This is a genomic window from Mucilaginibacter sp. P1_A3 (assembly GCF_056406855.1).
Map to the genome: position 1 here is coordinate 122,944 of NZ_JBFTZJ010000004.1, position 24,694 is coordinate 147,637.

The window sequence follows — 24,694 nt, forward strand, 5'->3', positions numbered from 1 at the left end:
TCTTTACAAATATCCAACAGGAATTTATTTAAACAATGAACATGATCAAACCCATTACGCTAACTGCTTTATCCTTTTTCGCGCTTATACAAGTACAGGCGCAAAATTTGTATATGCCGCGCGATATCCAGAAAGCTTTCAATAAAGGCACCCGACAGGCAGATGGCAATCCGGGAAAAAAATACTGGCAAAACCACGGTACCTACAATATTACCATTACTGCTATGCCGCCAGACAGGAATATAAAAGGATCAGAAACCATAACTTATGAAAACAACAGCCCGGATACGCTGAAAAGGCTCAACATGAAGCTGATCCTGAATATACACAAACCGGGCGTTGCCCGTTTTGGCGATGCAGGCGCAGATTACTTAACACCCGGCATCCAGTTTGATAAATTTTTAGTTAATGGTGTGGCTGCAAAAATAGATGGTGCAGGCGCATCAACCAACATGGGGGTTACTTTAACCAAACCCCTGGCGCCTCATGAGCAGGTAAAGTTAGATATTGACTGGCATTTCCAGATCTCGTTAGAAAGCGGCCGCGAGGGAATGATAGACCAAACCACCTATTACCTGGCTTATTTTTACCCAAGAGTATCTGTTTACGATGACTATAATGGCTGGGATAGACTTCCGTTTTTAGATGGACAGGAGTTTTATAATGATTTTAATGATTATACCCTTACTGTAAATGCCCCTAAAAATTACATTGTATGGGCAACCGGTACTCTACAAAACCCTAATGCTGTATTACAGCCGGAATATGCTAAACGTTTGGAAACATCCATGACCAGCGACTCAACCATACATGTGGCTACTGCTGCAGACCTGGCTAAGAAAAACGTTACAGCACAAAAAGATCAAAATTCATGGGTATGGAAAGCTAATGACATCAGCGATATGGCTGTTGGTATAAGCGATCATTACGTGTGGGATGCTGCCAGTGCCATTGTTGATGATGTTACCCACCGCAGGGCCAGCATGCAGGCAGCGTTTCTGGATAGTGCCGCCGATTTCCATCACGCGGTGCAAGCCGGGCGTCACTCATTAAGCTGGCTATCACATAACTGGCCGGGTGTACCCTATCCTTTTCTTAAAATGACCGCATTCCAGGGTTTTGCAGATATGGAATACCCTATGATGGTAAATGATAGTCACCAGGATGATGTACAATTTGCTGCTTTTGTGCAAGATCATGAAATAGCCCATACTTATTTCCCCTTCTACATGGGTATTAACGAAAGCCGCTACGCCTTTATGGATGAAGGCTGGGCCACTACTTTTGAACGCCTGATAGGTACAGACGAGGTTGGAGCCGAAAAAGCCGACAAATTGTTTAAAGATTTCAGGGTAGACCGATGGATCCATGATGTCTCAACAGCAGAGGATCTGCCGATTATAACCCCATCAAGCGAGTTAAAGGCCGGTTACGGTAACAACTCTTATGGCAAGCCGGCATTAAGCCATTTTGCTTTGAAAGATATGCTGGGCGATGAGCTGTTTAAAAAGGCGCTGCATGGTTATATGGATCGCTGGCATGGAAAACACCCTATTCCCTGGGATTATTTTAACTCCATGAGCAATGTATCTGGCCGCAACCTCGATTGGTTTTTTAATAACTGGTTCTTCACCAACTATTATATTGATCTCAATTTGCAAAAGATAAACAAAGTTGCAGGTGGCTATACAGCAAACATAAAAAACGTAGGTGGTTTTGCCATTCCGTTTGATGCAAAAATTACCTATGCAGATGGTACAACCGAAACCTTACACCAAACACCCGCTGTTTGGGAACACGATCAGAAACAGATTGTGTTAAATATTAAAACCGCTAAAACCATCAAAACAATAACATTAGATGGCGGCGTGTTTATGGATGCCAATGAAAAAGACAACACCTTAGAGGTTAAATAAATTAACAATACTTGTAAAAACAAAAAACCCGGCAAAATGGCCGGGTTTTTTGTTTTTATATATAGTACTAAATATTATGCGTTCTGTATAGAATTGTTCCAATCATTGGCAGTGCCTTTTACTTTTGCTTTGGCATCATTAACAGCACTTTCTGCAGCTGCATGCACCTTATCATCCGCATTTTTAGCATTTGATTTTACAAATTCAATGGCATCATCTTTAGAATCATAAAGATCGTTAACGGTGCCGGTAAATTTTGTTTTTGCCTTTTCATAAGCATCATTACCATATTGTTTAATGTCGCTTGCTGTTGATTGTGCTTTATTTTTGGCAGTATCCAAAAGGTCGTTTATATAATCGGCAATATCGTCTCTCAGCTCACCACCTTTTTCGGGGGCCAACAATAAACCTAATGCAGCACCCGCTGCGGCACCAACTAATAGTGCGGCTATAATTTTTGCTTGATCTTTCATTTTTTATATGTTTTTGTAGATATGATTTAACTTACCTAACTACAAACAACAACAATGCCAGTTTTGGCAGCAGCGTAAAAGAGATAATACCAGGTGAATACAAAACAGGCGAAAGAACCGGCGGCCAGTTACTAAAACCAATGCCCAATAAAAAAGGCATCCACTTATAAGTGAATGCCTGGTATGCTTAATGATTATATTATACTTAGATAACTTTTACATTTACCGCATTTAAACCTTTTCTGCCGTTCTCTACTTCAAATTCAACTTTATCATTTTCACGGATCTCATCGATTAGGCCTGTTGAATGAACAAAAATGTCTTGACCACCGCTTGTAGGTGTGATAAATCCAAAACCTTTTGTCTCATTAAAAAATTTTACTGTTCCTTCTTTTTGCATTATTTTATTTATTAAAGGCGCCAATTTAGGCAAATTTTCTAAAAAGCCTAACAGCCAAAAGTCATTATTCAATTTGAAAATCTGGCTGTTTAACGTTTTTAAAAAGTAACAGCAGCTAATTAACTGATTTTCAAAGCATATCCCACATTCAGATTTTCAAATTAGTCTGCAGGATTTATTATACCTCATCATATAAATTTTAAAACAAAAAAGCCCATCAGCTTTTGGGCAAACGGGCTTGCTAAAAGTAATAATCGCACAAAAGCAACCACAACACACTCCTTATTATTTTAGCTACATTTTTAAAAACTGTATTTCAACATATAGTTAAAGTAAAATTCCTATCATGTATATGGCATATATACGTGTCTGCTTCAATTTTAGTTTTATTAAATTGTAAGTTTGCGCCAAAATCAAAAACAGATATATGAAGGCCTTTATATTCGACCTTAATGGTACCATGATCAATGATATGCCCTATCATACCAAAGCCTGGCAAACACTTTTAAATGATCAACTGGGTGGCTCTTTCACCTGGGAAGAAGTAAAAAAGCAGATGTATGGTAAAAATCCTGAAGTATTGGTAAGGATGTTTGGCCCCGATCGTTTTACCACGGAAGAGATGAACGACCTATCCTACAAAAAAGAAGAAAAATACCAGCAGGAGTTTTTGCCACACCTGGCACTTTTGCCCGGTTTACATGAGTTCTTAGAAGCCGCCTATCAAAAAGGTATCCCTATGGCCATAGGCTCAGCTGCTATCCCTTTCAATATTGATTATGTGCTCGATAATCTTAACATCAGGCATTACTTTAAAGCAATTGTAAGTGCAGATGATGTGGTATTAAGCAAACCGCACCCCGAAACCTTTTTAAAGGCCGCACAACTTTTAGATACCATGCCCGATGATTGTGTTGTGTTTGAAGATGTGCCCAAAGGCGTTGAGGCTGCCGCCAATGCAGGGATGAAAGCTATAGTGATTACCACAACGCATGAGCGGCACGAATTTGAAAAATTAACCAACGTGCTGCATTATTCGGTCGATTTTAAGGGTGATTATTTTACGGGGCTGATAGATTAATTTGTAGCCCGCTGTTATATATCCGGCAGATTTACCGTATTATTGATTAAGGTTTATATTCTGTAAGCCTTAAACCTAATCTTTCCTGATATATGAACATAAAATTTTACCTGCCTGCATTACTCATCCTTGGCTTATTAAGCTCATGTAGCGACCATATTTACGGTCCAGCTTTGCACCATAGCGATATAGCCTACATGCCCAAGCCCATGTCAATGGATAGCGCAAAATCGGCCACTTATATTTCGGGCGCGCTGGTGCTTGATTTTAGTCCCAACCTTAACGACCAGCTTACAAGCGGGCAGGTTAACATAAGCCATGCCAATACTTTTAAAAACTTTAACCTGGCTTATGGTGCATTTACCTCCTTGGGTAATTATGCCAATAACGACTTGCAGCCTAATGACCCTTTTTACTTTAAAAATAAGTTTTTTGGTGCAGTTGGTGGACGCCTGTCAGGCAACTTTTTTATCAATAGCGATAGCCGTACAGATTTCAGGATAATTGGGTTTGAAGCTGCCTACAGTCATGAATTTGGCGACTATGCCAATTTCAGGAAAGCAGTAACCGGCCAGCCCAATTTTTATACAGATACCCGTACCGACCTTTTTACAGGAGGCTTAACCAGCGAAATTGTATTTCATGGCAGAAAACCAGATACCCAGATGGGTTTCAGAATATTTGTTGGCGAAACATTTGGCAACGACAATATCTACAACAATAGCAACAACAATTACGTAACCTATAAAACGCCAACCTATGTCGCGTTTTCTTATTTCGTACAGTTTAAACAATATTTTGCAGTTGTTGAAGGCGGCACCTATGTGCAGTTCAGGGTAGGTCTTAAGTTTTAAAACCTACTCCGAATAAACGCTTCCTACCCTATCGCGCAGGTTATAACCAGATGCCATTACCTCGCCATATGCACCCGCTGTGCGTACCGCTATCAGGTCGCCACGGAATGATACTGGCAGGTCAACATCTTTCTGGAAACAATCTGTGCTTTCGCATATAGGCCCCACTACATCGTATTTTAAATCAGTTGCCGGTTGCGTGTTGCCGGTTGCCGGTATTTTATTTTGACTTAAATTCTCAATTTGATGATATGCCTGGTAAAGCATCGGCCTAATCAGTTCCGTCATCCCGGCATCCAGTACCAGGAAGTTTTTCTTTTTACCGTTTTTAACATACAATACCCTCGATATCAGCGACGCGCTTTGGGCAACCAGCGCGCGGCCAAGCTCAAAGTGTACTTCCTGACCTGGCTTAACATTCAGGAAGCTTTTAAATACCTGGAAATAGTTTTCAAAATCGGCAATATTAGTATCGGGGCTATAGTAATCAACTCCTAATCCACCACCGGTATTGAGTACTTTAACCGGGAAACCATGATCTTCAAACCAATCCTGCATTTCATTGATACGGGTACAAAGGCTTTTGTAAACCTCCAGATCGGTAATTTGTGAACCAATATGGAAGTGGATGCCTAAAAACTGCAGGCTGGCACATTTGCGCAATGCAGTGGCCACATCAGGCAGCTGCCATATATTGATGCCGAATTTATTTTCATCTAATCCTGTGGTGATAAAATGATGGGTATGCGCATCCACATTAGGGTTAATACGAATAGCCACATTGGCCTTTTTACCTTTGGCTGCAGCCAGCTCGTTTAATACCTCAAGCTCCTGTACCGACTCTACATTAAAGCAAAAAATATCTGCATCAAGCGCCAGGTTTATTTCCCTGTCAGATTTGCCTACACCGGCAAAAACCACCCGGCCTTTATCAAAGCCATGATCAATAGCTGCCTTTACTTCGTTACCGCTCACACAATCAGCACCAAAACCAAAAGACTGGATCATATCCAAAACCTTAGGGTTAAAATTGGCCTTCATGGCATAATGCACATGGAAGCCATGCTTTGCAGAAGCATCACGGCAGGCATCTAAAGTTTGGCGCAAAACACCCATATCGTAATAATAAAACGGGGTATCTAACTGCTGAAATTTATTTATGGTATCTGTATTAAACATTTTATGAGAGTCAAAAATCAAAATTAAAAAGTCAAAAATCCGGGCTCCGAAATCGAATATCCCAAATCCGAATTAAAACAACCGGTTATGCAGGCTCCGCAGGGTTTCTACCTTATCATCGGTTTTTACCAGTAATGAAAGGTTATGATCACTGCCACCGTATGATATCATCCTTAACGGTATATGTTTCACCGCCTCCAGCACCCTTGCTGCATAACCATGCTTTTCGGCGCCAAAATCACCTACTACGCAAATAATGGTATGGTTTACATCCAGCTCAACAGAACCAAACTTATTAAGTTCGCTCGTGATCTCGCCCAGGTATGTAGTATCATCAATAGTTAATGAAACGCCCACCTCTGATGTGGTTATCATATCGATAGATGTTTTATAACGTTCAAAAACCTCAAACACCTTTCTTAAAAAACCATGTGCAAGCAACATCCTGCTTGATTGGATTTTGATGGCTGTAATACCATCCTTGGCGGCAATAGATTTAATTTTGTCCTTCTCGCTGGTGTTGGTAATCAGGGTACCCTTAGCCTGCGGATCCATGGTGTTAAGCAAGCGTACCGGGATCTTATATTTTTGAGCCGGGAATACGCTTTGCGGGTGTAATATCTTAGCTCCGAAATAAGCCAGCTCGGCAGCCTCATCAAATGACAGCTGGGCAATGGGCTGCGTACCTTTTACAATCCGCGGATCGTTGTTGTGCATCCCGTCAATATCTGTCCATATCTGCACCTCTTCGCTGCGGATGCCGGCACCTATCAGTGATGCGGTATAATCGCTTCCGCCGCGGCGCAGGTTATCAATTTCGCCAAAAGCGTTGCGGCAAATAAATCCCTGGGTAATAAATAAATTAACCTCCGGGTGTTCATCTAATAAAGGAGTAATTTTTTCGGTGATGTAATCAACAATGGGCTCGTTATCCTCATCTATCTTCATAAAATCCAAAGCAGGCAGCAATACCGATGGTATGCCGATCTCCTTTAAATAAACGTGATATAACGTGGTGGATAGTAGCTCGCCCTGTGCCAGTATTAATTTTTCTTCAACGGCCGTGAACTGGTCATTAGCCAGGTTACTAAGCAATGCAAAATGATAATCTATTACTTCTTTGCCTTGCGTTAAATATTCGGGGTTAGCAAACAGTTCCTGTATAAAAAGCTCGTACTTATCCTTCAGTAAAGTGATCAGGTTAATGGCCCTCTTTTTATCTCCTGTTAAATAAGCCTGTCCAATCTCTACCAGGTTGTTTGTAGTACCTGATACTGCCGAAAGCACAATGATCTGTCTTTCTGCAGGGTTAATAATGTCGAGCAGGTTTTTCATACGGGCGGGGCTACCCACCGATGTACCGCCAAATTTTAAAACTTTCATTGCTATTTTTGTTAACCGCGAATAAACGCACTAACGTACCTTTATTTGCGGCGCTAAAAATAGGATTTTAAAATACTTATAACTAATTAAATTTGGCCGCCCCGGCAAACAATCACCAGTCTGCAAATTATCATTGTATGATGGCATCACCCCAACCGAAAAATGCCGCACGTTATAAAACGAATTGATGTCGCACGCACCTGGATAAGTTGCAAATGTATTGCTGGCCCTATCTGCTATTTTACCGTCCAAACACAAGGAATTCTCTATGGCAGGTTTTGCAGCGATAGCTTTTTACCGGCAACCAAAACAATAGCAATTTTACTAATAGCTTACGGTGTATCCTTTGGCCTGTACTGGTGTGGCATACAGTACAAACCGCTGATTTACATCTTTTTTTTGATGAGCTTTTTTCTATTTCAACCATATTTATTCGCTGAAAACAAAATTATTTATTCCATTATTAGGTACGCAAATAGCAGAACTTTTAACACCATTTAGTTCAACCTGAATTTTTTTAAGGTTATTGATGTTAGGTTGATATGGTGTTTTTAAGTCGCCGATTTTATTTAATAACATGTACAGGATATACATATTCAAGATATAAGAAGAAAAAGGCAATTGAAATAGCTAATATAATTAAGCCTATAACGGCCGAATTAATTTTGATACCATCTTTACTTAGCTCAAAGGTAGTGGAACCGGAGAGTGATATATCAGCTTTAGTTTCCTGGGATGTAGTGTCATCTGTAATTTTGGTAGTGGCATCAGGCCCTTGTATAATAATAGCTTTTTTAGCATCAGTTTGATTTCTCAGCATTTCATGGGTAAATTCAAACTGCTTATAGGATAGATACAAACCCGTTAAAACTATAAATATAACTACCACGAATATAATTATTGACGTATAATACTGAAAATCATATATTTTTCGTCCGTGCTCAATAGCATACTTCTTCTTGCTGAAATCTAAATATTTGTCGTCGATATCTAATTTTACTCTTTTTTCACTGTCGCTCAACAAAGTGTCAGCATTGTAGTTATTTTTACCGTTTTGCCTGACTGAATTAATGCTATCTATTTTTCTTTGTTTACTCGTTTGCCCAACGGCAACATCCAATGAAGTAAACATGCTTAATATACAAAAAGCTATAAATAACTTTTTCATAACTACTTGTTTAAATCATTATAATACTTCATTCTGTATATTCTTAAAGCACGCCAATTGCCCGATTTAATGTTGTGTGCTTCATCTTTTTTATATTGATCTATATTCGCCTTACTGCCCAGGTAATTAAATATTAATTTCAAATATCTGGCAGCTTCCGATTTATCGTTAACGGAAAGATTCAGTCGTTGCGGTTTTATTACCGGTGTATCTGGTCCCGGATCCGGTGTATCGATACCAGGCGCCGGCATGGTAACCATATCTGATGCAGGGAATACGATAACGCAACCAGAACCATCAACAACGTTACCGGCAGGAGTACCCGGGCATTTGTCAAACTGATCAGCAACACCGTCACCGTCTGAATCTTTTTTCAGGTCGTTAACCGCAGTTTCTACGTTGGTAACACGGCCTTTTAAAGCTTCAACTTCCTGGCGTAAAGCTGCATCGTATAATTCATCATACATTTGAGCAACTGGGTTTACCCACTCTAAGTTTTGTTTTGATTTAGGACCAAAAGTATACTCTAAACCACCGTAAGTATAAGAGTAGTGGCTAAAAGTAGGATAAGTGTGAGCACCAGAGAAGTTATAACCCTGTACAAAGCTAACAGTGTAACCTAAGTTTAAAGCTAACGCATCAGATAATCTGAATTTAACACCTGCACCTACGGGAGCAAATAATTCTTTCACGTTTTTGTCGCCCCATGGATTAGTTACCGGACTTCCGCCAACAGGAGTATTTTCTTTAACTTTATAATAATCTAAACCTAAACCGGCAGATGTGTAAAAGTTAACGCTGTTTTTGCGGTGTAAAAAGCTAACACTTGCAATGTTGAATACACCACTGATAGCTCCTGAATTGAAAGAAGTTTTATACTCGGTGATACCAAATTTTTGTGTTCCTTCTTTATCAAAACCATGCACTTTACCACCTAAGTAGTCTAATTGTAAGCTAAAGGTATGCGATAGTTGTTGCCTTAAAGTAACACCATAACCCAAATCAACTTTAAATTTGTTTGTAGTGTTAATAGTAAATGGAACAAGTCCGTCTGTAATACCAACGTTAAGGCCGATACTAAAGGTGTTGTACTGACCAATACCGCCAAATACCCTGGCAGCAGCCGGAGTAATTACGGTATCTTTTTGTTGCGCTTTTAAGTTAGCCGTAAAAAAAACAAAGATAAAGAGGGTAATAGCTGAATACTTCATAATTATAGTTTAGGATATGATGTTGGTATGTTCAGTTATAGCAATAACTTTCGACTTTGGTTATTTTTATCCAAACAAAATTGTTATTTAAAAAAAGCTGATTAAGGATAACTAATGGAGTTATGAATTTTTATTATAGGAATACCTATTTTTTCCATAGCGTGACAGATTGGGTATCCCAAAATAACATTTTTTTCAATCAAATGAAAATAAAATATTAATTACCAGCACATTAAGCACCCACAACTATAAAAAACACAAATTTTAGCTTCTAATTGGGGCTAATATTTGTCCACAACAAAAACTCTGCATTATCGGTACATGACATTGATTTTCCCGCATTCTCGAAGTTGAAACCTTCGTACTTAGAAACAATATTATAAACCTCCTCATAGCCCTTTGCTCCTAACGGAATCCTGCAACAGCTATTATTACTCACTAATGTTAACCACACATCAGGTAACCAGGGTCCTTCATTGGTATGGATCAATAGTATTGTATGCACTTCTTTCCATAAAACTGCTTCATTGCCCCATTTTGGATGTTCAACCAGTACCGATTCAACAGTAATGGTAACTACATAAAAGTTTTCAGGCTGTAGTTTGATTTTAGTTCTAAAAGAAAACAGCTTTTTAATAAAATCCATGATCATACTTCCAATGTAGCATATTTTTTTGAAGGACGAGGGATGCCCGGAACTTACCTAAACACGTTTTCCTTTACCATAAACAAAGGCAATGAACCATGATCCTGTACACGGGAGTGAAAATCTTTGATATTAAAATCCTTGCCCTGTTTTTGTTGCAACCCCTCTTTCCAGTGCAGTATTTGCAGCGCGCCGTATTTGTAGGTAACTACCTGCGCAGGCCAGCGGCGTATGCGGGCAATTTCGCGCAGGGCAATATCATCCTGGTTGCGGATGTTCTTTTTCCAAAAGGCAAGGGCTTGCTCATCAGTCCAGCCGTAATAGTTTAGGCCAACATCAAGCGGCACCCGTACCGAGCGTACAATATCCCACTCCCATTTACCTAATTCATCATAAGGGGTTTGGTAAACGCCCAACTGCTTGCCCAGTTCTTCGGCGTAAGCGCCCCAGCCCTCGGCAAAGCCCATATAGTAAAAAAGTTGCTGAACTGCCGATGTTTTGGTTTTACTTTCGATGTTGGATTGATAATGGTGGCCGGGTACAGCCTCATGTATAAACAGCCAGTCATATTGGCGTTTATTGTAAGGCTTATCAAAAAGGTTATAGTAAAAAGTGTTATTATCATAGTAACCGGGCGTTTGTGCCAGTTGCTTACTCTCGCCCGCTTTAATTTTCAAATCAAGTATCTCAAAATCGTTAAAAAGTTTGGGTAAATTACTGTAAATGGTGGCCATGGTGCGCTCAAAACTTTGCTGAACCAATTTGGGATCACGCTCAAAAAACTCAGGATCGTTAAGGTGTTTGTAAAAGGCATCCTCGCTTAAGCCGGTCTGCTGCCTTACCGACTCAATATGCTGCTGCACCCTGCTAACCTCCCCCAATCCAAATTTATAGATCTCATCGGGCGTTACATCGGCGCTCACCCATCGTTTTAGCAAATAAGCATACCAGGCTTTACCGCCAGGAACGGTAATAATACCACCAGTCGAAATTTTTCCAGGTCGATGTTTGATCCATTCCTGTTCCAGTACCAGCCTCTCCAGGTTAAGCTTACATTCGTATTTAATCAATTCGTAATCTATCTTTTGCGATGGGCTTAGGGCTTCCACTTTGAAGTTTGATAAACCTGTCTCAGCCCACTTAAAAAACTCCTCTTGCTTCTGTATGGCTGCTTCTGTGCCTATATGTTCCAATCCGCTTACATAACTTAGTTCTGGCTGCGGCAGGTTAAGTGCGGTATACCCGCTTACAAACCGGGCTGAAAAAGCATCAAACTTTTGCTGGGCGTGGGCATCAAAAAAGGACAGCATAAAAAAGCCTGCACAAAATAAGAGTGTCTTCATAATGGGGGTTTAAAATATCATAAGGATTACAAGCTTCGATGTTTATTTGTAGCCTATGTTACAAAATATACCCTCAAATAATGTAAATTGTAAGCACCATGCGTAAACTTACCCTTATAATTGCTTTGATAACCTGCTGTTGTAAAACCTTTGCCCAGGTAACCTACCCGGATGCAACTTTACCTGCAAATTTCCCGGTACTTTTTGCCAAAGGCATCCTAACCGATGGCCTTAGCAACCGCGATTTTACCATCTCGCCCAAAGGCGACGAGATTTTTTACACCCTGCAACAACCACGTTTTGTTAGCAGTACCATTCTGTATCTTACAAAAAAGAATGGCAAATGGAGCAAACCCCTCGTAGCCCCATTTTCCGGTCGTTTTAGGGATCTGGAGGCTGCTTTCTCCCCAGACGGAATGTATATTTATTTTTCTTCGGACAGGCCGCTAAAAGATGGCGCCGCTAAAAAGGACTTTGATATATGGCGGGTTAAGTGCAATTCAAATGGCACCTGGGCCGCGCCCGAGAATTTAGGACCCAACGTTAACACCAATAAAAATGAATTTTACCCCAGCATCACGCGCAGCGGCAACCTTTATTTCACGGTTGAGGCTGATTATGGCAAAGGGAGCGAAGATATTGTTGTGTGCAAACCAATGCCTGGCGGCTATACCAAACCCGAGAGCCTACCCGAAGACATCAATACCAAATACGATGAGTTTAATGCCTTCGTCGACCCTGATGAGCAATTTATTTTGCTTACTTCCGAAGGCCGCCCTGATGACATAGGCCGGGGCGACCTTTACATTAGCCACAAGGACAAAGCAGGAAACTGGTTGCCGGTAAAACATTTGCCGATGCCCGTTAACTCAACCGCCATTGATTATTGCCCTTTTGTTACCTGGGATAAAAAATATTTAATGTTTACCAGCAGCAGGCTAAATAAGGAATTGACCGATGGTAAAACAAAAACTTACCCGCAATTAAAAACTTTACTGAACAGCGCGGGTAACGGCTGGGACGATATTTATTGGGTGAAATTTGATGCAGACAGGTAGTACTGTAAAAAAGAAAAGTCATGTTGAATTGGTTTCAACACGACTCCATATCTTAAAAAGTAAGCTGCTTACTTTTTATCTTCAACCCGTTTTAATACCGAGTGAACTTTTGAACCGCTAACCTCCAGGTCTACAGTTGTTGAATCGCCATAAAACTTACCGGTATGTGGAATATCCATTCCGCTGGTGCTTATGGTGAATGAAAAATCAGCGCCGGTTATCTTACCATTGTTTAAAGGCACATCGCCATCTGGTGTAAGGGCAGTACCCGTTAATTTGTCGCCATCAATCTTAAAATTGTAAAGCAATGGGTACTCTGTACCGCCAATATCAGCCTTTCCAGACCATTTTCCATTTAAATCAGCAATGGCTGCAAGGCATACCATAAAGCAGCTTAGTAATAAAGCAGTTGTAAATAATTTTCTTTTCATAACTTAAATTTGTTCATATCTAAGATAAGATGTTTTTCATTATAATATGTTACCATAAAATTATTAAAAAGTTATAATCAAAGCATTTAGCCTACCGGGCCGCCACTGCTTTCAGGATGTAATTCTCCATAATCTTCTCGGGCTGCCACACCCTGCGGTTCCTAAAATTGCCCGATGTAATAACCACTACTAACTGGTATTCAGGCACTATAAATATATATTGCCCACCCGCGCCACGCGCCTCTACAGTGTTAACAATTTTACCATTAACGTTGTAATGATAATGCCACCATAAAAAGCCATATTCATTTTTCTCATTATGATTTTCAAGCACCAGGTACTTCTTGAAGGAGGCATCAACCCAGTTTTTGCTGATGAGCTGCTTATTTTTCCATTTACCACCATTGGCATAAAGTAAACCAAACTTTATCATATCCCGTGGCCGCAGGTGCATACCGCCACCAAAATATGGCCGGTTAAGCGGATCATCAAAAACAATATAGTTGCTAATACCTAATGGCTCAAACAAATTTTGATCAATAAACAAGTCGAGCGGCTGTTTCACTACGGTATCTGCAATTACCCCAAGCAGGTAAGGGTTGGCCGAACTATAGTTGGCATGTGTACCCGGGGAGTTGATCATTGGTGCCTCAACCACTGTTTTTAGCCAGTTTGCCGAGTTTTGATATTCATCTTCTGATGCTGCCGACTTCCTCTCTATCCCAAAGTCAATGGCATCCAGACCCGAGCTCATCGTGAGCAAGCTACCTATGCTGATGGCCTGTTTCCGTTTATCACCATCGGCAGCATGTTTATACTGATCAGGTAAAAACTGAAACAGCTTTTGGGCAGTATCCTTCAGCAAGCCTTTATCCATAGCTATCCCCACAAGGGCCGATGAGATACTTTTTGATGCCGACCGCAGGTCATGAACTGCACCCTCATCAAACCCATTAAAATACTGCTCATAAACAAGTTTACCGTTCCTGCTAATGAGTACGCTATGTGTATTGGTGATCTTATTGGCGTTGATGCTATCCACCATCAGTTTTAAATAGCTTTCATCAAAACCAGCGGCCTTCAGTCCGTTAACCGTCAAGCCATCTTTCATATCAACAGGCATATTGCCGTTAAAAGTTAGCTTAGGAACTTTACTTGCCAAATCCCATTCCTTAACCGAGCGGTGTAAGGAAACCGAGGATATGGGTAAACCAGCAATTTCGGCCTGTAAAGTAATGGCATCCTTAAATAGCTTACCATTAAACTTTAAACCGCTGCGGTAATCTCTGAAATGAACACTATCAGCATTAAGGGTTAACCCGCCACTTGCAAAGCCCGAGAAACGGGTATCGCCCAGGAAAATATAAGCTTCGTATTTAGTTGAATCGGTATTTTCAACATCAATATAAAATTCAGGTCTCAGATCAGGGACAAACAAAATATTCCATTTACCGGCGTACGTGCCGGCTGCCTTAAGTTTTAACACCATGTGGTAACTCCATTGCACCGAACGAATGAACAGCCGAACCTCCTTATCCCTTATAATTCCTTTAACCGCCAGGTTACTATCAAGCTTCACCTCGAAATTATTATTGGCCGATAGTTTAAAGTTTTTGTAGATCGACTTACCGGAAGAAGTTAACTGCAGCGTATAGTTGCCTAAAGCAAGTTTTTTTACCGCTACGCCTATACCGAAGTTTTGGGGCTGGGTTAATAAACCTTCCCAATGGCCTTCATAGGGCTTCATGCCAATCTGCCCAAAACAAGTGCTGCTGATCAGCAGCATCAATACTATTACCGGTAACCTGTTTTTAAAATAGTTGAATAATAACATGGTGTATATTTATGGCACAATAGTAAGCACTTTGCTATGGGCAAAATAGCACATTGTTAACGTGCCACAATTATTTTTCGGTATTGCAAGGGCGTTACCCCAACTGCCTGTTTAAAGCTGCGGATAAAATGGCTCTGATCGGCGAAGCCACATTCATAGCCAATCTGCGTTAGCGGCACTGCTTTTTTACTCAGCAAACCGGCAGCCTGCTCTATTCTTAACTTTTTAAGGTAGTCGCCAACCGTGGTGTGGAAATATTTGGGGAACTGCCGCGATAAATGAACCGGGTGCACTTGCGCCAGAGCGGCTAAAGCATCCCATGATAGTAAGCTGGTGTCGGCGTCGTTTAGTGCTTCTTTTATCTTTTTTACCCACGCGGGTTGCCGCGCTGTTTCCTGTTTCCTTACATTGGCAAGTAAACCAAAAACTTTAAAAAGCGATTCACGGATAGCCAGTATTTCTATCGCCCCGGTATACTTTGTTTCCAAATACATGCTACGGAACAACAACTTTAAAACCGGGTTATCCAGCTTTAAACTCCCCTCCAATTGGTTTAGCGGTAATTGATATCTTTCAAAGAAATCCTTTTCCAGCTCGATATGAAAACCACGGGTATAGCCGGGGCGCTTGATATTGCAGTGCGCATCCTGCCAGTTGTGAAATAGCAGTGTGCCCTCGCTGCATTCATAACTCTCTTTTTTATTGGTCTCCAGCATGTTGCCGGTAAGCAAAAAAGTAAAATATGGGTTTTGGTGTGTATGCCAGTCAACACGGTCATGCGTGTATTCGGTATCGGTAATAATGAGATTATCCAGTTGAATAGCCTTGTTTTGGATCCCGAAGTATTTACCTTTTTGAAGCTGCAGCATATTGCTTTATAGACGGCTAAAGAAATAAATTGTTACATTTTAGTTAGCGAGCTTAAGGATGAACGAATTACTAAATTGACTTAAATGAATTACTAAATTGACTTAAATTGTAACATTAAAATAATCTGCACATCTAAAATCTGCACATATGCACATTCGTTTATTTGTTTAATTTTGGTCCGATGAAAAAAGTGGAAGTATTAAAGCTGATAGATCTGATCGAGGAGATCAAAAAACTGGATGAATTGATTACGCAAAGCCGTAAAAAAAAGACATCAGATTTTGTGCTGAATCAATACGAAGCTAAAAAACTGAAAATGATTGGCTCAATCATCAACGAGCTGGCCAATCCACCAATTCAATCTATGGAAAGCTATATGCTTATACAGAAGATCCTTAACAAATACTATCCCAACATCAACAATGGTGAATTGCTGAATGATAGCGACGTAGACAAAATTGTGGCTGTTATTTAAGGGAAAGTCCAATAAATAGCGGCAATGGTTTCTTTAACCTCTCCTTCTTTCCAAAACGTGGTAGCCGGGTGAAAATGTTTCCAGGAGTGCCAGTATTCCTGGTAGGCTTGTACCTTGCTTAGTTTTTGACCCTTTTGCGCACCAGATGTACATAAGCCATCCCAATCCCAAACTGATGCAGTTTCTTTATCGGTAAGTTGTCCCTCTTTATTCAAATCAAAATGAAGTGTTTTACCATTTAAATTGGCGTTCCAAACATGGTAACTCAGGCTATCTTTTTCTATGCCTACAAGTAAAGGTGTTTTATTAAGTTCATCATTAAGTACACGTTTATGAAATAAATGACGCCAGTCATAAGCTTTAGCCTGCCCGTTAACAATCACACCTATAACCCAGCTTTTCCTGATCAGCGAATCTTTATTTTTTAAGGTGCTATCTTTATCAATGTATTGCACACGATCGTAGTTTTTAAGGTCGGTATAGTCAGCAGCATACAATTTATCCGGCTGCATGATCATGGATGCCGGATGTTTTTGCAGCCAGGCGCCCAGGGTTAACTGCTCATAAGGCAACTCCTGTAAATGCTGCCCTTTAAGTTGGCCAACTGCCGCATTACCTGTTGCCTGGTACCACCATGTTTTGGTGCTTTCGTCTTCAATAATAGCATTATAATGCCTTGCCCCTACCAACCTGAAGTTTTGCCTTTTGCCATTTATTACCGGGCTGTAAACCCGCCCGGTGCGGCACATAGTACAGTAGGTAACCAAAACAGGTTCGGCTCCAACATTATCCTGTACTTTATGGTGATAGCCTAAATATATAACCGGGTAGGCTTTGGCCACTCCGTTGTTTACCACACCCACTACTAAATAATTGAGCGGCACCTTATTGGTAAGTCCGTTGGCAAATTTAGCCACCTCGGTTTCCTTAAACATGGTTTCGGCTTTGTACAAATAGTCGGTAATATAAAAACTACCCAGGCAAAGCACCAGTACAATGGCCTTAACAAACTGACCTCTTTTTGTATTTTTTGAATAAAATTTAAACAGGTACCATGCAATGAAAATAGCCCCTATAAAGCGCAGTGGATTCACGATTTTTTCGAGGTAATAGCATACCGTAATGGCATTCAAATCCTGGCTACCCGGAAAAGGCATCAGCAGGTAGGCATGCACCAGACCCGGTACTACCAATAAAATTATCCCTATCCAAAATATCCCTGGTCTGTGTATATATTTCTTCATTTAATCTGCATTTAAAGCGGCATACCTGTTGGCCGATGGCAGGTAACCATTTGTTTTTAGTATGCCTGCAAGGCGATTATAAAAAGCAGGTTCAGCTGGGGTTACGCTGGCCAAGCCGTCAACATAACGATTATAAAGGCTAAACAGCGCAGCAATTAAAACAGTATCATGCAGTTCCAAATCGGTTGCACCTGCCTGTTTTGCCTTTTCAACCAGGTCGGCAGTTACATTTTTACCACTCACCTGTGTTTGGCGGGCAATCTCCAGCAGGTGTTTCATTTTTTCGCTTACAGGCGCGTTATCGGGATCATTCTTTACTTTTTCGGCAGTTTCGGTATCACCCAACAGCACATCCGCCGTAGCGGTATGGGCATTGGTACAAAAACGGCATTGGTTGCCATGGCTCACAACGGTAGCAATCAGCTCGCGCTCACCTTCGGTAAGGGTTGATTCACCGCGTAATAGTATCTGGGTATGCTGCCTTATGGGCAAAGCCGTATCTTGTCTATAATTCAGTAAACCGGTAATACCGGGCAGGTTATCATCTAATGGTATGTATGGCATATCAATAGTACAATGGGGCTCGGCTTCTCAACCGATCAATAAATTTAATAAAGGCTTTATAATCGACCCTAATTTATCTAAAAAATTAAATAATCCGCAACATCGGGCATAATTATTTTTTTAGGCAGATCTCCCACTCTATTTATTTTAAGTTTATAGCATACAGGCCGCCATCGGCACTGCCAACATAAATTACGCCATTAACAATAACCGGCGATGACACTATGGGGCCAAGCGTATATAATTTATCCATTACATCAACTGCTGTCTTATACAGCGAATTATCGGCACCGTTTGCCGCAAATTCAAAGTTAAGTGTATCCTGCTTCAATACTTTTGCGGCATGGGCATCACGGCCTGTTGTTTTAAATTCGCCGGAGAGCTTGCCAGTTTTAATATTTACAGCAAAAAGTTTTCCCGTAAAATCGCCAAAGAAAGCCCTATTTGCCCATAATGCCGGGGAAGAGTATAAATAGCCATTGGCTTTATAGCTAAATTGCTGTTTGCCGGTTAAAGCATCAACAGCCACAAACAAATAGGTATCTGATGTGGTAAAATAAACCTTGTCATTTTTTACAACAGCGGTGGTAAGTATCCAGGAGCCATTGGCATTATATTTCCAATTTAACTTTCCTGTATTGGCATTAAGCGCATAAAAATAGCTATCCCGGCAACCAAAATAAACAAAGCCATTACTGCAGACTGGCGAGGCCTGAATCCCCTCCAACTGGTGATAACCCGGCTGATCGGCTGTTTTAAACTTCCATACAAGTTTACCGCTTGCAGTATCCAAAGCATACAGGTAGGTATCCCAACTGCCAAAGTAAACTTTGCCCTGGTATAGATACGGACTGGTATGGATAATCCCTTTTGTTTGATAAGCCCATTTCAACTTACCAGTATTGCCATCCAACGCATAAAGCTTACCATCGCTGCTGCCAAAATATACGGTGGGATTATTTTTTGCTTCACTAGATACCGGCGAAGACAGAAAAAAATCATACAGATCATCCATATATTCGTTCAGCGGCTTCATGGTCCATAATCCTTTTGCACCAACCTTCTTTTCGCCACCAGTTTTAAACTTCCAGATAAGTTTGCCGGTTTTGGCATTTAAGGTATAATAATAGCCATCAAAACTGCCAAAACACAGCTTATCGCCATTTATTGCTGCCGATGAATTTACGGCACCACCAGTAGTGAATTTCCAAACTTGCTTCCCTGTTTTTACATCAACGGCATACAAATTATGATCCTCGCTACCTATATACGCCATACCATTAGCTACAACCGGCGATGAGAATATTTTACCTTTTGTGGCAAATTTCCACTTAAGGCCACCAAAAGAACTGTAATCTTTTTTATTATAAGCCTCTTTATGTTGCACATTAGTATCTACAGCCAGGGTTGGCGGGGTCTTTCCCTGGCTAAAAGCCGCGGCAAGCATAAACAGGGTAAAGAGGAAAATATTCTTTTTCATTACAGGAATGGATATAATTCAGGTACACAAGTATAGTCATACTTTTAGCCTATAACTAATTGTATCCCTTATAATTAGAATCGCACATTTAAAAACTATTGCTTTTTTCCGTTTTCTACACTTTTAATCTCTTCCTTGCGGTCCTTTTTAAAATCGAAGTTGTTAAAATCTGTTGTCTGTGGCAGATCCATGGTGTAATTGGTGAGGGTATCTATTTCAATAATGATGTTTTCCATATTTAAATCAATGAGGTGGCCGCCTGCTGTTTTATCCTCCGACAAAAAATGAAAATGATACCCGCTGATGTGTGCGCCTTCCATAAACGTAGGGATGCGAAAACCCACCAGGTCGCCCCGGATATCGCTATGCTCAAAAAAATGCTGCCTGTTCAGCATAGCGGCAAGAGGCAGGTATGGCTTTTCAACCGGTGGGAAAGCCCTGGTTTTAATCGATTTGAATTTACCAGTAATATGGATTGCGTATATACCATTCTGGTTGCTCAGCAAACTATCCAGGTAACTATAAAGCGCTGTTTTGCTTAACGCGCCAGCATGCTTGTACACCTTTTTTGCCTTAAAAAAACACACCACCGCATAGGGCAATTTGCCGGTATCGGCAACCAAAGTGGTTTTACCGGTAGATTGCGTTTGGTAGATATTTCCATTCAGCAGCAATAGTTCGCCATCAAGATGACCGGGCGCACCAAGACCAAAATTGCCGTGCTTTTCCAATTCTTTATAAGGGTACCAATTATCGTATAAGCCACCTATAAAACCCGAGGCAAACCCAGCGCTGAATAAATTATTGTCATTTTTTAAAGGATTGGATTTTTGTTGTGCTATGGATTTGTAGTTGACACCGGTGATAGCTAACAAGATAAAAAGGATTTTTTTCGACATCATAAAGGAATTGGATTTAAGCTTTGCAAAGCAATTGTTTTACAGCAAGCTATCCAAATGTTTAAGGATAATTAAAAACATGTCATTTTCAAATTTTACGTTACCCTTACGGGGAAACAGGTTGCTTGTTTTAGATTTGTGTATCCCTAAAACAGGAAATACGATGAAAGTAGAAATATGGAGCGACGTAATGTGCCCGTTTTGTTATATAGGCAAGCGCAGGTTTGAAGAGGCTTTGGAGCAATTTGATCATAAAGACCAGGTGGAAATTGAGTGGAAAAGCTTTCAGCTTAACCCCGATATGAAAACCGACCCCAACATCAACATTAGTCAATACCTGGCTGATGCCAAAGGCTGGACGCTTGACTACGCACAGCAAATGAACAATCACGTTACCCAAATGGCTGCCGAAGTAGGCCTTACCTATGATTTCGACAGGGCTGTTGTGGCTAACAGTTTCAAAGCTCACCGTTTTAGTCACCTTGCCAAAAAACACAACCTTGGCGATAAGGCAGAAGAAATCCTGTTTAAAGCTTACTTTACCGAAGGCTTAAATATTGATGATAACGACACCCTTATACAACTGGGAACCAATATTGGCCTTAATGCCGAAGAAATAAAACAGGCACTTGAAAGTGATACTTATGCCGATGAGGTAAAACGTGATATTGCCGAGGCTCAACAATTAGGCATAAGAGGGGTTCCGTTTTTTGTGATGAATAACAAGTATGGTGTATCGGGTGCGCAGGCTGTGCCGGTTTTCCAGGAAACAATTGAGAAATCATTTGCCGAATGGCAACTGGAAACCAGCAAACCAGCACTAACCATTATTGAAGGTGAATCATGTTCGCCGGATGGAGATTGTAATTAACACTATTGATTTCCAGTACAATTACGTAATTTTGATTTAAAATCCATTCAAAAGTCAAAAACGATTTAGCTTACTTAAAGTATAAATTAAAGCACTATATTTGCATTAATACAACTAAGTGTATTTTTTACACTTAGTATAATAAAAAATACAGATGATAGACGCTCCCGCCCTCCCGGTTTTAAACTCCAAAACAACGCTCCGCATAGCTGTGGGAGCCATGTTTTTTATGGCTGGTTTAAGCTTTTCAAGCTGGGCATCGCGTATAGCTACGGTACAGCAAACAATGGGCCTCTCTGATGCCGCTTTAGGTGCTGTACTGTTTTCATTACCTGTTGGTTTAATGTGTTCTCTGCCGTTTTCCGGATGGATCATCACTAAAATTGGCAGCCGGAGGTTGTTAATTAGCGCATTGCTGGTATATGCATTAGCGCTAGTAACTTTAGGTTTGGCACAAAATACATTTCAGCTTATTATTTGCCTTATTTGTTTCGGCTTTAGCAGTAACGCGGTTAACATAGCCGTAAATACCCAGGCCGTAGCTACCGAAAAGATTTATAAACGCCCTATACTGGCATCATTTCATGGTTTATGGAGCCTGGCAGGATTTACAGGCGGCGGGATAGGCTCTTTAATGATAGCTCATAATATTTCACCCTTATATCATTTTTTGCTCATGCTGGTTGTTATTGCAGCCGGCGTAGCCATAGCGGCCCGCTATTTAGAGGATGATAAAGTTGCCAGTGCCGGGCCAGTATTTGTAATGCCTGATAAATCGCTGATTAAATTAGGAGTGATTGCTTTTTGCTCCATGATTTGTGAGGGTGCCATGTTTGACTGGAGCGTTATCTACTTTAAAAAAATAGTGCTTGCCCCCGCAACCATGGTAGGGATAGGCTTTACAGCGTTTATGTTCACCATGGCCATTGGTCGTTTTGTGGCAGATGCTTTTGCCCATAAATTTGGCTTAAAACGCACCTTACAGGTAAGCGGTTTGTTAACCGCTACAGGCCTCACAATAGCAGTAGTTTTCCCTTATATTTATACAGCAATAATTGGTTTTTTACTGGTTGGTGCCGGTGTATCATCTGTAGTGCCAATGGTTTATAGCGCGGCAGGTAAGTCAAAAACCATGTTACCGGGCGTTGCTTTGGCAGCAGTGTCTACCATTGGTTTCCTTGGCTTTTTTGTTGGCCCGCCGGTTATTGGCTTTATAGCAGGTGTTGCCACTTTAAGAGCATCATTTGTGCTGATAGCATTAATGGGCCTATTGGTTACTATTGTATCTACCAAAGCTAAAATAGAATCCTAAGCTTTATTAAGATCGGCGTCGCCCGGGTTTAACAGGTAATCAAACTGCTCATGCCCGTTGTGTATAATAAATTTTAGCCGCTCCTTTGGTACATCAATATCCAATGATATTAATCCCAAAGTTTCGGGCAGGTTATCCCGAATAACTTTCAGATCGGTTACCTGGGGCATTTCAATAAAAATATCTTCGCCCTGTGCTTCAATTTTCCATCCCGGCAGCCGGGTATTGTGCAATACATCCAGCCATTTCTTTTGATAAAGGTTCATAATCGTTTTTTAATAATAAAGGGATGAATGGACGATTGGTTTTAATTATTAACCAAATGCTATGGTTTTAAAGAGCTTTTTATTATTTCCAGGATCCGTTCATTTTTAACAATCCACATTCCTAACCGCTCTTCTGTAATACCCTCTTTAAGTTTATAGGTGTTAACCGGGTTTGTATCTTCAAAAACAGTTTCCATATATCGGAAATTGATATTTTCAATGGGTGATAATTCATGGGCAACCTCAACAATATGTGTAGAAACTACGAAGAAACAGGTTTTTACCTCTGCAAAGGCCGCGATTATGGCAAGCGAGGCATCATAGGCATCTTTAACATTTGTCCCCCTGAACAATTCGTCAAAAATGACGAAAACATCTTGTGACTGATTTAATTTTTCGGCCACTTGCTTAACCCGCAATACTTCTTTATAAAAGTGGCTATGTCCCTGTTCAACATCGTCCGCTAAGTTTATGGATGTAATCAGACCTTTAAATGCTGAAGTCACCATGTGTTTGGCGGGCACCGGAAAGCCTATTTGAGATAAATAGATAGCAATTCCAATTGATTTAAGCAGAGATGATTTTCCCGCCATATTAGTACCGGTAATAAAACAAACATTTTTGTCGGGACTAAATTCAATGTCATTACTTTTAGGATTGGCAATAAACGGGTGGAATAAGCCCTTAATAGTTAATCCCGTTGCGTTAGTATCATTAACTACTGGAAATGTAAAACCAAGCGCCTTACCACTTATACTAACTGATTGATAAACATCTAACTGGTAAGCAACATTCAACAAAATCTTCATTCTTTCATAGGCAACGTGCCTGAAAAGGTGGTCGGCTTTCGCCATATCCGTAGCACTGCGATTAGGTTTCTTTATCAATTGTTTTAGCCATACAAATTCTTCGGGCTGGAAAGTGTTTAAAATAGTTGAGCGGAATTCCTGTATTTTTTTAGGCAGATCGCCCTTTAGTGCTTCAGTGTAATCTATTAAGCTTTCCAGTATCGATAGCGTATTTTCTATACCGGTTTGAATTACATAATGCTCATCATTAGTAATAAACGCATGTATGATTTTTTCTAAGAACCGGGTTATAACCGAAAATGGTTTAGCATGGTAATGCTTTTTTAAATAAAACTCTACAAAATCATAATCATTTCTATTTAAGCTAATTTTAATATCATGTTCCTCAATATATAAAAACACTTCTACCCTTTCCTTTATGTGAACAGGATCGGTAAGCGGCTTGTTGAATATATCGTGCAACGCTTCATTGCCACCAATTGTATTTGTTTGGTTGAAAAGGCTATATATAGATTGGCGTGAATTGTTATTTTGAAATATTGCCAAATCATTTAGTGTTTGCCTATCTATATCGAAATTCATGAAAATGGTTGTAAGAGTTGCTTAAAGCTAAACTTTCTGTTAGATTATCTAATAATATATAATACGATTCGCAGCTTTCACACCTGTCCTCAATGTAACGTCATTAACAAACTTTTAGTTCTCGCCCCTGCCCCCCATTCAACAATAGTTACAAACAACCAGGTTGCTTTCATCAAGACCAAAGGCTTTGTGCATTCTGCTTTCAGCTTTTATATAATATTGTTACATTGATAACCTATACAGACCTATTTGTTTATTAATCTTAATTTTCTAATTTTATGAATTAATAATGTACATACATTAACACATTATACGTTATTAACTCATACCAATTATAAATTTTTG

24 protein-coding genes are annotated in these 24,694 nt (G+C 40.3%); 7 read left to right on the forward strand and 17 right to left on the reverse strand.

Annotation, left to right across the window (positions count from 1 at the left end):
* Positions 1-35 precede the first annotated feature (35 nt).
* A complete protein-coding gene (locus AC1D0K_RS09370) occupies positions 36-1,916 on the forward strand; it encodes a M1 family metallopeptidase (RefSeq protein ID WP_477463042.1) in 1,881 nt (626 codons plus the stop codon).
* Between the two features lie 74 nt (positions 1,917-1,990).
* On the opposite strand, the gene AC1D0K_RS09375 is transcribed toward AC1D0K_RS09370, so the two are convergent.
* Positions 1,991-2,389: a YtxH domain-containing protein gene (locus tag AC1D0K_RS09375; RefSeq protein ID WP_295720815.1), complete on the reverse strand. Its 399-nt coding sequence runs from the start codon at positions 2,387-2,389 to the stop codon at positions 1,991-1,993.
* A gap of 205 nt (positions 2,390-2,594) precedes the next feature.
* Entirely contained in the window at positions 2,595-2,789 is a 195-nt protein-coding gene (locus tag AC1D0K_RS09380) for a cold-shock protein (RefSeq protein ID WP_090644815.1), read from the reverse strand.
* Positions 2,790-3,216: 427 nt separating this feature from the next.
* Between AC1D0K_RS09380 and AC1D0K_RS09385 the strand changes: the two genes are divergently transcribed.
* Entirely contained in the window at positions 3,217-3,870 is a 654-nt protein-coding gene (locus AC1D0K_RS09385) for an HAD family hydrolase (protein ID WP_477394820.1), read from the forward strand.
* Positions 3,871-3,962: 92 nt separating this feature from the next.
* Positions 3,963-4,724, forward strand: coding sequence for a hypothetical protein (locus AC1D0K_RS09390; protein ID WP_477394822.1), 762 nt, complete (start codon positions 3,963-3,965; stop codon positions 4,722-4,724).
* A 3-nt stretch (positions 4,725-4,727) separates the two neighbouring features.
* Here AC1D0K_RS09390 and lysA read toward each other — a convergent pair whose 3' ends face one another.
* The 6 genes from lysA to AC1D0K_RS09420 all read right to left on the reverse strand — a co-directional run bounded on the left by lysA (position 4,728) and on the right by AC1D0K_RS09420 (position 11,654).
* Positions 4,728-5,903: a diaminopimelate decarboxylase gene (lysA, locus tag AC1D0K_RS09395; protein ID WP_477394824.1), complete on the reverse strand. Its 1,176-nt coding sequence runs from the start codon at positions 5,901-5,903 to the stop codon at positions 4,728-4,730.
* Between the two features lie 72 nt (positions 5,904-5,975).
* Positions 5,976-7,286: an aspartate kinase gene (locus tag AC1D0K_RS09400; RefSeq protein ID WP_477394826.1), complete on the reverse strand. Its 1,311-nt coding sequence runs from the start codon at positions 7,284-7,286 to the stop codon at positions 5,976-5,978.
* A gap of 565 nt (positions 7,287-7,851) precedes the next feature.
* Positions 7,852-8,454, reverse strand: a complete 603-nt coding sequence (locus AC1D0K_RS09405) for a hypothetical protein (protein WP_477394828.1) — start codon at positions 8,452-8,454, stop codon at positions 7,852-7,854.
* A gap of 2 nt (positions 8,455-8,456) precedes the next feature.
* The gene (locus tag AC1D0K_RS09410) at positions 8,457-9,665 is read right to left on the reverse strand and encodes an OmpA family protein (protein ID WP_477394830.1); all 1,209 of its coding nucleotides are present in this window, start codon (positions 9,663-9,665) and stop codon (positions 8,457-8,459) included.
* Between the two features lie 271 nt (positions 9,666-9,936).
* A complete protein-coding gene (locus AC1D0K_RS09415) occupies positions 9,937-10,311 on the reverse strand; it encodes a hypothetical protein (protein WP_477394831.1) in 375 nt (124 codons plus the stop codon).
* 53 nt (positions 10,312-10,364) lie between these two features.
* Positions 10,365-11,654 carry a DUF885 domain-containing protein gene (locus AC1D0K_RS09420; RefSeq protein ID WP_477394833.1) on the reverse strand — a complete coding sequence of 430 codons (1,290 nt, stop codon included), beginning with the start codon at positions 11,652-11,654 and terminating at the stop codon, positions 10,365-10,367.
* Positions 11,655-11,752: 98 nt separating this feature from the next.
* Here AC1D0K_RS09420 and AC1D0K_RS09425 point away from each other — a divergent pair, with 98 nt between their 5' ends.
* On the forward strand, positions 11,753-12,712 hold the full coding sequence (locus AC1D0K_RS09425; protein ID WP_477394835.1) for a TolB family protein: 960 nt from the start codon (positions 11,753-11,755) through the stop codon (positions 12,710-12,712).
* A gap of 68 nt (positions 12,713-12,780) precedes the next feature.
* Here AC1D0K_RS09425 and AC1D0K_RS09430 read toward each other — a convergent pair whose 3' ends face one another.
* The 3 genes from AC1D0K_RS09430 to AC1D0K_RS09440 form a co-directional block, all read right to left on the reverse strand.
* Entirely contained in the window at positions 12,781-13,143 is a 363-nt protein-coding gene (locus AC1D0K_RS09430; protein ID WP_295720825.1) for a hypothetical protein, read from the reverse strand.
* A gap of 91 nt (positions 13,144-13,234) precedes the next feature.
* Complete coding sequence (locus tag AC1D0K_RS09435) at positions 13,235-14,977, reverse strand: serine hydrolase domain-containing protein (protein WP_477394838.1); 1,743 nt, start codon at positions 14,975-14,977, stop codon at positions 13,235-13,237.
* A 56-nt stretch (positions 14,978-15,033) separates the two neighbouring features.
* Positions 15,034-15,846 carry a helix-turn-helix domain-containing protein gene (locus AC1D0K_RS09440; RefSeq protein WP_477394840.1) on the reverse strand — a complete coding sequence of 271 codons (813 nt, stop codon included), beginning with the start codon at positions 15,844-15,846 and terminating at the stop codon, positions 15,034-15,036.
* A 182-nt stretch (positions 15,847-16,028) separates the two neighbouring features.
* On the opposite strand from AC1D0K_RS09440, the gene AC1D0K_RS09445 reads away from it, so the two are divergent.
* Positions 16,029-16,322 carry a hypothetical protein gene (locus AC1D0K_RS09445; RefSeq protein ID WP_295720828.1) on the forward strand — a complete coding sequence of 98 codons (294 nt, stop codon included), beginning with the start codon at positions 16,029-16,031 and terminating at the stop codon, positions 16,320-16,322.
* On the opposite strand, the gene AC1D0K_RS09450 is transcribed toward AC1D0K_RS09445, so the two are convergent.
* The 4 genes from AC1D0K_RS09450 to budA form a co-directional block, all read right to left on the reverse strand.
* Positions 16,319-17,566, reverse strand: coding sequence for a DUF3179 domain-containing (seleno)protein (locus AC1D0K_RS09450; RefSeq protein ID WP_477394842.1), 1,248 nt, complete (start codon positions 17,564-17,566; stop codon positions 16,319-16,321). The two genes, AC1D0K_RS09445 and AC1D0K_RS09450, sit on opposite strands and share 4 nt — an antisense overlap.
* Complete coding sequence (locus AC1D0K_RS09455) at positions 17,567-18,130, reverse strand: carboxymuconolactone decarboxylase family protein (RefSeq protein WP_477394844.1); 564 nt, start codon at positions 18,128-18,130, stop codon at positions 17,567-17,569.
* A 142-nt stretch (positions 18,131-18,272) separates the two neighbouring features.
* Entirely contained in the window at positions 18,273-19,610 is a 1,338-nt protein-coding gene (locus AC1D0K_RS09460; RefSeq protein WP_477394846.1) for an outer membrane protein assembly factor BamB family protein, read from the reverse strand.
* A gap of 95 nt (positions 19,611-19,705) precedes the next feature.
* On the reverse strand, positions 19,706-20,512 hold the full coding sequence (gene budA / locus AC1D0K_RS09465; RefSeq protein ID WP_477394848.1) for an acetolactate decarboxylase: 807 nt from the start codon (positions 20,510-20,512) through the stop codon (positions 19,706-19,708).
* A 160-nt stretch (positions 20,513-20,672) separates the two neighbouring features.
* Here budA and AC1D0K_RS09470 point away from each other — a divergent pair, with 160 nt between their 5' ends.
* Both AC1D0K_RS09470 and AC1D0K_RS09475 read left to right on the forward strand, forming a co-directional pair.
* Positions 20,673-21,380 (forward strand): DsbA family oxidoreductase, encoded by a 708-nt coding sequence (locus tag AC1D0K_RS09470; RefSeq protein ID WP_477394850.1) that lies wholly within the window; start codon positions 20,673-20,675, stop codon positions 21,378-21,380.
* A gap of 154 nt (positions 21,381-21,534) precedes the next feature.
* A complete protein-coding gene (locus AC1D0K_RS09475) occupies positions 21,535-22,692 on the forward strand; it encodes an MFS transporter (RefSeq protein ID WP_477394852.1) in 1,158 nt (385 codons plus the stop codon).
* On the opposite strand, the gene AC1D0K_RS09480 is transcribed toward AC1D0K_RS09475, so the two are convergent.
* On the reverse strand, positions 22,689-22,958 hold the full coding sequence (locus AC1D0K_RS09480; protein WP_477394854.1) for a hypothetical protein: 270 nt from the start codon (positions 22,956-22,958) through the stop codon (positions 22,689-22,691). The two genes, AC1D0K_RS09475 and AC1D0K_RS09480, sit on opposite strands and share 4 nt — an antisense overlap.
* Positions 22,959-23,017: 59 nt before the next feature.
* Positions 23,018-24,349, reverse strand: a complete 1,332-nt coding sequence (locus AC1D0K_RS09485) for a MutS-related protein (RefSeq protein WP_477394856.1) — start codon at positions 24,347-24,349, stop codon at positions 23,018-23,020.
* Between the last annotated feature and the right edge of the window lie 345 nt (positions 24,350-24,694).